Annotated in this window: 4 protein-coding genes, 1 tRNA gene and 3 pseudogenes; 2 read left to right on the top strand and 6 right to left on the bottom strand. The window is 61.4% G+C overall.

Features of this window, described 5'->3' with window-relative positions:
- Window positions 1-50 precede the first annotated feature (50 nt).
- A tRNA-Met gene (locus tag ABGN05_RS29915) sits at window positions 51-127 on the top strand.
- Between the two features lie 367 nt (window positions 128-494).
- Here the strand turns inward: ABGN05_RS29915 and ABGN05_RS29910 are convergent.
- From ABGN05_RS29910 to ABGN05_RS29900, 3 genes and pseudogenes are all read right to left on the bottom strand, one after another.
- A pseudogene (locus tag ABGN05_RS29910) lies at window positions 495-1,937 on the bottom strand (IS1182 family transposase).
- A gap of 417 nt (window positions 1,938-2,354) precedes the next feature.
- A complete protein-coding gene (locus ABGN05_RS29905) occupies window positions 2,355-2,834 on the bottom strand; it encodes an SRPBCC family protein (RefSeq protein ID WP_367957684.1) in 480 nt (159 codons plus the stop codon).
- Between the two features lie 128 nt (window positions 2,835-2,962).
- Window positions 2,963-3,364 (bottom strand): annotated as a pseudogene (locus ABGN05_RS29900) (glutathione S-transferase C-terminal domain-containing protein); the annotation flags it as partial.
- 28 nt (window positions 3,365-3,392) lie between these two features.
- On the opposite strand from ABGN05_RS29900, the pseudogene ABGN05_RS29895 reads away from it, so the two are divergent.
- Window positions 3,393-3,521: pseudogene (locus ABGN05_RS29895) on the top strand (hypothetical protein); the annotation flags it as partial.
- 44 nt (window positions 3,522-3,565) lie between these two features.
- Here the strand turns inward: ABGN05_RS29895 and ABGN05_RS29890 are convergent.
- From ABGN05_RS29890 to ABGN05_RS29880, 3 genes are all read right to left on the bottom strand, one after another.
- Window positions 3,566-5,026, bottom strand: a complete 1,461-nt coding sequence (locus tag ABGN05_RS29890; protein ID WP_367957682.1) for an MFS transporter — start codon at window positions 5,024-5,026, stop codon at window positions 3,566-3,568.
- 101 nt (window positions 5,027-5,127) lie between these two features.
- Complete coding sequence (locus ABGN05_RS29885) at window positions 5,128-5,439, bottom strand: putative quinol monooxygenase (RefSeq protein ID WP_367957680.1); 312 nt, start codon at window positions 5,437-5,439, stop codon at window positions 5,128-5,130.
- A 226-nt stretch (window positions 5,440-5,665) separates the two neighbouring features.
- Entirely contained in the window at window positions 5,666-6,607 is a 942-nt protein-coding gene (locus tag ABGN05_RS29880) for a sigma-70 family RNA polymerase sigma factor (RefSeq protein ID WP_367957686.1), read from the bottom strand.
- Between the last annotated feature and the right edge of the window lie 272 nt (window positions 6,608-6,879).

The raw sequence follows: 6,879 nt of genomic DNA, 5'->3' as shown, positions 1-6,879 counted from the left end.
GCCTTTCGTCATTCGCAGAATGAGAAAACTCCCCGGTGCAAACCGGATGACGCGGGGTGGAGCAGCCCGGTAGCTCGTCAGGCTCATAACCTGAAGGTCGCAGGTTCAAATCCTGCCCCCGCAACCAGATACGCCATATAGTCGTAGTAAATTCAATGTGTTGCGGAGACTATGCTTTGAGGTATGGCAATCGCAGAAATGTGCGTCAATAAAATCAATAGCTTAGAGTTAGGGTTCAAATCACCCTGCAACTAACCACAAATATCTGGCTGGTGAAACAGAAACGACCACTACGCGACTCGCTTCAGCCGTTGAGAATGTCGTTGCCTCGGCCCAAAACCTGCCATTGCTGACGTTGAAGCTGTAGGTCAAGATTGCGGACGCAGCGGTCGTCGCCAAGCTGATTGTCGAAAGACGTGTTAGGGGCGGAGGCTGTGTGAGAACTCGCTATGTCGCCGCCGAGGATGGCTTGCGATGGCGCGCGTTAGCTCCATTCAGCCTGTTATCGCTTTGAGGGTCGAGGCAAAGCCAACAACGGCGATGGTGCGCTTGATGTTGTAGGCCAGGATCGCCAGGCTGGCTTCGGTGGAGACATTCTTGAGGCCGCGCGTTCGGAAGTGGGTGGCACCCATCCAGCCCTTGATGGCGCCGAAGACGTGCTCGACCGTGCAGCGGCGGACCGCCATGGCTTCGGGCCTCGCTTGAAGCCTGCGCTCCATGGCATCGAGCACCGCTTCGTGCTCCCATCGCCGGATGCGCTTCTCCTTGCCGGTCGTGCACAGCGGACGGGATACGCAGGCACTGTGCAGGCCTTCTGGTTGAAGTACACGCCTATCAGCTTGCCGCCCTCCACCCTGGCAAAGCGCTTCTGGAGCTGCGCGCCGGCAGGGCAGCGGTAGGTGTCGGTCTCGGGCTCATGGAGGAACATGGTCTTGTCCCAGAAGCCACGGGCCTGAGCTGGTGACGTATTCGGCTTGGGCACGATCAGGACGATGCCCGCTTCGGCGCAGGCGCGGATCTGCCCGCCCCTCATAGTATCCACGATCGGCAAAGGCGATCATCTCGACAGCGCCGATCTCGGCCTGTGCGGCCTTGGCCATCTCAAGCAGGTGCGAACGGTCATGGCCCCGGTTCGTCACCGCGTCGGCGACGACGATGTGGTGCTCGGTATCGACTGCGGCCTGGACGTTGTAGCCGACCACGCCGCGATGGTCGCTTCCGGTCGCCATGGCGCGGGTGTCCGGATCGGTAAGCGAGACCTGCTGGTCGGGAGCGGCTTGCAGCCGCTGGCCGATCTCTTCGAACTCGCCAAGCCGGCCACGCAGCGATGCCAGTCGCTCGGTCAGGTGCTCGATCCGGGGCGTAGCGGGGCCGGTCTCGGCACTATCGGCTTCCTCAAGCTCGGCGAGATAGCGCGCGATGCTTTCCTCGACATGGGCTTTTCGGCGCGCCAGCTTGCCCTTGGTGTAGTTCTTCTCGTGCGTGTTCACCGCCCGCAGGCGCGACCCGTCAATGGCGACCATGCCGCCGCCGACCAAGCCAAGGGCGCCGCAGATGGCAACGAAGCGCTGGCACGCGATCTGGATCGCGCTGGCATTGTCATGGCGGAAGTCGGCGATGGTCTTGAAGTCGGGTACAAGCTTGCCGGTTAGCCACATCAGCTCGATGTTGCGGCCCGCCTCGCGCTCAAGCTTCCGGCTCGAGGTCACCTGATGCAGGTATCCATAGACGTAGAGCTAGAGCATCGTGCTATGCGCGTAGCCGGGTCTGCCGGTCGATGCCGGCTTCACGCGGGCAAAGCCGAGTTCGGCCAGATCGAGCTCATCGACGAAGGCGTCGATCACGCGGACCGGGTTGTCTGGGTCGACATAGTCATCAAGACACGCCGGCAAAAAGCTCGATTGATGACGGTCGGCAGCCTCGACAAAACGTCCCATCTGGCACCTCCGAAGCAGTGTCAGATCATAGCATAAGCAGGGGTTTTCACACAGCCTCGGGGCGCAAAGCGGACTGGAAGGTTTTGCGGCTTGTGGTTCAACAACTGCAATTCGATTTGTGCCAGCGACGCGACGACCTCGCTGTCTTTGAAACTCGGTTTCGAAGAAGAATGCCGTATCCACTTCCGTCCGCATGATGACGGAGTCCGGAATCGCGAACCACGTTCCGAGGACTTCGGTCCATGCCTTGTAGAGGACGGCTGTCGACAGGCTCATCTCTCGTTCGCATTTGAAAGTCGGGAGGTTCTTCCGGTTCGCTGGATCGCAGCTTGTGCGCATCGCCCTTCGCCTTTGTGTGCCGGCTAGAGAACCCGAAAACGGATCAGCGGCCGAACGTCGGGACATTCGGGGCACCATTCAGTGCCCGACGAGTTCCTTCGGAAACCGGTCCGCGATTAGGTTGAGTTCCAGTCCGTGTTCGAGCCAGGCCTTCATGCCGGCTAGCACCCACGTGAAGCCGCCCGTGGCGTCGCAGACATAACTGACGAGTTCGTCGCGGGTTCCGGTCCAGCCGGTCTCCTCGACCTCCACGAACGTGCCGCCCTCGACCTCCTTGAACGTCCAAGTAACGGTCGTCGGTCCGCTATATCCCGGCAATTCCATGACGATAAGCTTGTTCGGCTCGATCTTCAGGGCCGTGACCTCGTTGGACATGTTGTGCATCTCCCACTCCCATTTCACGGTCTTGCCGACGACCAATCGATCGCTGCCTTTGGAAAGCCAGAAGTGGGAGGTGATCGCGGGATCAATGAGCGCCTCGAACACTTCCGAGACGGGCCTTCGAATGAACATCGCCGTGTGCGCGACGGCAGGATTCACGATTTCCGGTTTGGTCATTGCTTTTCCTTTCTTGGTCGCCTGTCTCCTTAGTTGTGGAGGCCTGTAAATAGTCTCTCGTGGGCGGTCTCAGCTACGGAGAGCACGGCCTTTGCCGTGGCGATTACCCATTCGAGGCCCTGCCATAAAAAAACCGCCATTTGCGCGGCAAACGCAGGCTGATAGGCTGGCCGGGCTTCGCCGCGGGTAATGTAGGCGGCAAGGTTCGGATATTCGTCCAGCATGTCTGATGAATTCCGTAGCCTCACCAGCACCGGCACCATCATCAAGTCGCCAGCGCTGAACGCGCCGTCGAGCCATTCGGCATCGCCAAGAGAGGTGGAAAGCTGACCCAGACGGGTGCGGATGCGGTCTTCCAGGATTGGTATGCGCTGTGCGCGCCAGGGTTCCTCGCTCGGCAACAGCCTCGTGTTCTCGCGTTCCAGAATCGGCGACTCCACAGTATTGAGCGCGGCGAACATCCACGTGATGGCGCGCGCTTTGGCATGGGCATCGTCCGGCAGCAGGCCCGCACGAGACTGCGCGAGATGCATAGGATGATCGCGCCTCGCAACGCGCCATGTAGAGGATGCGCTCGTCGATGATGACAAGGCCGAGACAACGCTTCGCGAGCTGGGCGAACGCGGTGACATCATCAAGCGCATACACCGCGCCCTGAGCGTCGGGCGAAAGCGGGGGCTGGGGAGGTGAATCTTGGTCAGCAGGCTGTCTGATTTTTCTGCCACCGAGTTTCAACGTCCGCGAACAGACTCAGCGGTGAAATCTTTGTTCCAGCGCCCAACGAACCTGCCGACCAAGACAACCGCCAGCGCGGGCGCCAACAGAAAAGCACCGAACAGCCAGAACGCGGCACTCGAGGCACCTTCCGCGCCGCCCGGGTCGCTTAGCCCGCCGAGATTGGCCACCATGCCCGCAACGGCGGCGCCGAACGCCGTCGCATAGAGTTGGACGGTCGTGATCGAACCCGCCGCCAACCCCTGTTCCGAGGCCGCCGTTTCCTTGAAAACGTTGGTCACGAGGTGCGGCCAGGCGACACCGATACCCAGTCCGACCACGAGCAAGCCGGCGCATATCGGTAACAGTTGCAATCCGACGCCACTCGGCACCGGAACGAGGCAAAGCAGGACAACGAGACCGGACAGAACAAACAGCGGGCCGGAACGGAGTGCACGAATCCCGGCTTCGCCGGTCCGACCTGCGCTCAGGATGGAGCCGAGCGTCCAGCCCATCGCCATCAGCGCGGTGAGATAACCGGCGACCAAAGGCGACTGACCGTGCAGGACCTGGAGGAAATAGGGGACGAAAATGTCTGTCTGCATGCCCGTCACCAGGAGCGCGATCGTAGCGTAGAGCGCAACCAGGCGTCCCCCGGAATCAAGCGCCCCTATCGGTAACAGGCGAGCGGACGCATTCAGTTCCACACGCACTAGGAGCGCCGCCATCAGTCCGGCGACCAGCAGTCCTGCTCCGTTCCACAAAGGATTGGCGCTGACGCTCCCCGCAGAGACCGCAACCACGGAGGCGGTCAGTAGGGCGAGTTGCGGGAGCGGTAGCGGCGAGGGTTCGGCCTCGCCGCGGCTCCCCCTCGGAAGCACCGCGATCGCAATCGTCCCGAAGATCAGCGAGAGCGGAACCAGGGTCCAGAAGGCGGCCCGCCAGATGTCGAACTCCGCAAACACGCCGCCGACGGCTGGGCCAATCAATGTCGATACGCCCCACATTGCCGAGATCAGGCCTATGGCGCGCGACCACAACGTCTCGGGATAGACGAGGCGGATGACGGCGTAAGCCATGGCTAATAGAACTCCACCGCCAAGACCTTGCACGAAACGTCCGGCCAGAAGCATGGGAAACGTCGGGGCGACCGCGCAGAGCATAGCACCGGCCACGAACAAGGCGGTGGCGGATGCGTAAGCACGCCCCGGACCCGCGCGATCAAGCATACGCGACGACAGCGCCGCACCGAGGATCGAGGCGACCACGAACAGCGTCGTGGCCCAGGCGTAGTATTCGAGCCCACCGATATCTCCGACGACTGACGGCAGTATCGTGGTCACGATGAAGATGTTAACGGCATGCAGCGTGACGCCGCCTGCCAGAACGATCGAATAGGCGGCGTTTCTGCCGGCAAGGAGGTCACCCCAGCCGGCTTGTGTCGGGGGCGCTGCGACTGTCAGATCTTGCGCGCTCAAAGCAAACCTCCTGCAGCAGCGCTGCGGCTTGAGTTTGTCGAGGAATTTTTTCTTCGAGGGGGCGGCGGGCAGCGGCCCACCCGCCGGTCCTTGTCGAGCGGCTAGGAGGCGCCTTTGACCCACTGCGGCGTTGCCGCGCGGAATTCGGATGGTTCCGCTAGTAGAACGGCCGTTTCCCGCTCGTAGTCGGCGAACCACGGCTGCTTCACGAAGTCCTGACCACTGGCCTGATTGGCGGCGAGCTGGAACACGACGATCGCATCAGGATCGTTGTCATCATAGCAGTAGTAATAGCTGAGCTGGCCGTCGCTGCCGGCGACATAATCGCGGGCATACTTTTCCCAGACGCGCCTGACGTCGTCGCGCTTGCCGGGTTTTGCCTTGTGCCTGATGTAGAGTGCGCTGTTGCTCATGATATTTCTCCTCGAACACTGCGGCCCGCGGCCGCTGTTGGCGGGCTTGATGCCCATGCCCTTGTGACGTTCGAGGGGAGGTGTTTGTGACGCTCGGGAACAAAAATCGCTGACGGCATATCGTGCTGTTGCGGAGATGTCGTTCTGGAAAAGCCCGGCCTGGCCACCTGCCCGCGCATGGTCAGGATTGCCTGACAATTGACGCGCGATCCAATCGGCTGACTGGTCAGTGAACCGATATGTCACCCAAGCCAGCGAGCTTGTCGGGATTGCGCACAATGAAGATGTCGGTGACGCGGTCCGAACGGTCGAATGCGAACGAGACCGTTGCAACGACCTCGCCCGCTTGCCTCAGGATCAGTCCGCGCGCACCATTGAGTTCGGTGAAACTCCATCGGTACGCTGCCCACCATTCGCTCAGGCGATCCGTCAGGAACGCCAGCACGGCTTCACCTTTCAGGACATCGGTCGCTGCCGCGACCTTGCCGCCACCGTCGGCGGTCAGACGCACATCGCTTGCCAGCATCGTGGCAAGATTGCCGGGCCGCCCCGTGCGGATGGCAGACTCGAAGGCCGCCAGCAGTTCCTCCTGTCTCTCCCGCGTCGGCTGGTATCTCACCTGATCATCGCCGACACGTGCTTTGGCGCGTGACACGAGCTTGCGGCAGGCCGGTTCGCTCATGTCCAGCGATGCCGCGACGTCGGCGTAGGACAATTCGAATATCTCGTAGAGCAGATAGGCGGCTCTCTCCTTCGGAGTTAGTCGCTCGAGCATCAGCAGAAAGGCGGTGGAAAGAGAGAATGAAAGTTCCAATTGCTCCTCCGCCTCGCTGCCGATGGAAGTGTGGACGGGCTCGGGCAGCCAGTTGCCGACATAGTCCACGCGGCTGCGGTAGGCGGCGCGAAGCATGTCGATGGCACGATGGGTGCAGGCGGTGGTCAGCCAGGCGCCCGGCGACTCGACGGTTGCGATATCGGTCTGCAGCCAGCGAAGGAATGTGTCCTGGACCGCATCTTCGGCCTCGGCACGCGAACCGAGGATCCGATAGGCGATGCCGAGCAGCCGTGGTCGCGCGCGTTCGAATATCTCGACATTCGTCAGCGTCGGGTTCTTGGACCCACCTGCGTGCTCATGTGACCCCGAAGGTCGTTTGGTGTTACGTGTCATCGACGATATTTGCCCAATAGCGCTGTGCCCATGATCCTTTGACGATTCAACCGATCGGTTTGTGACGCCGTCCGACGATTCCACGTCGCTTTTTGAGGATTCGGTTGATTTGTCGTTCTCGTGAACCCGCCGCTGTTTATCCCCCTGAACCGCGCCGGGTTTGCCGGAGGCCGTTTTGTTTGAGTCACGCCGCCATGGCCGGCTCTTCGAGCATGGCGTAGTATCGTGCCTCGGCTTCGGCCGGCGGGATGTTGCCGATGGGCTCCAGCAGC

The sequence above is a fragment of the Aquibium pacificum genome (genome assembly GCF_040839445.1).
Taxonomy (GTDB): Bacteria; Pseudomonadota; Alphaproteobacteria; order Rhizobiales; family Rhizobiaceae; genus Aquibium; species Aquibium pacificus.
This window is presented reverse-complemented; position numbering and strand designations above follow the sequence as displayed.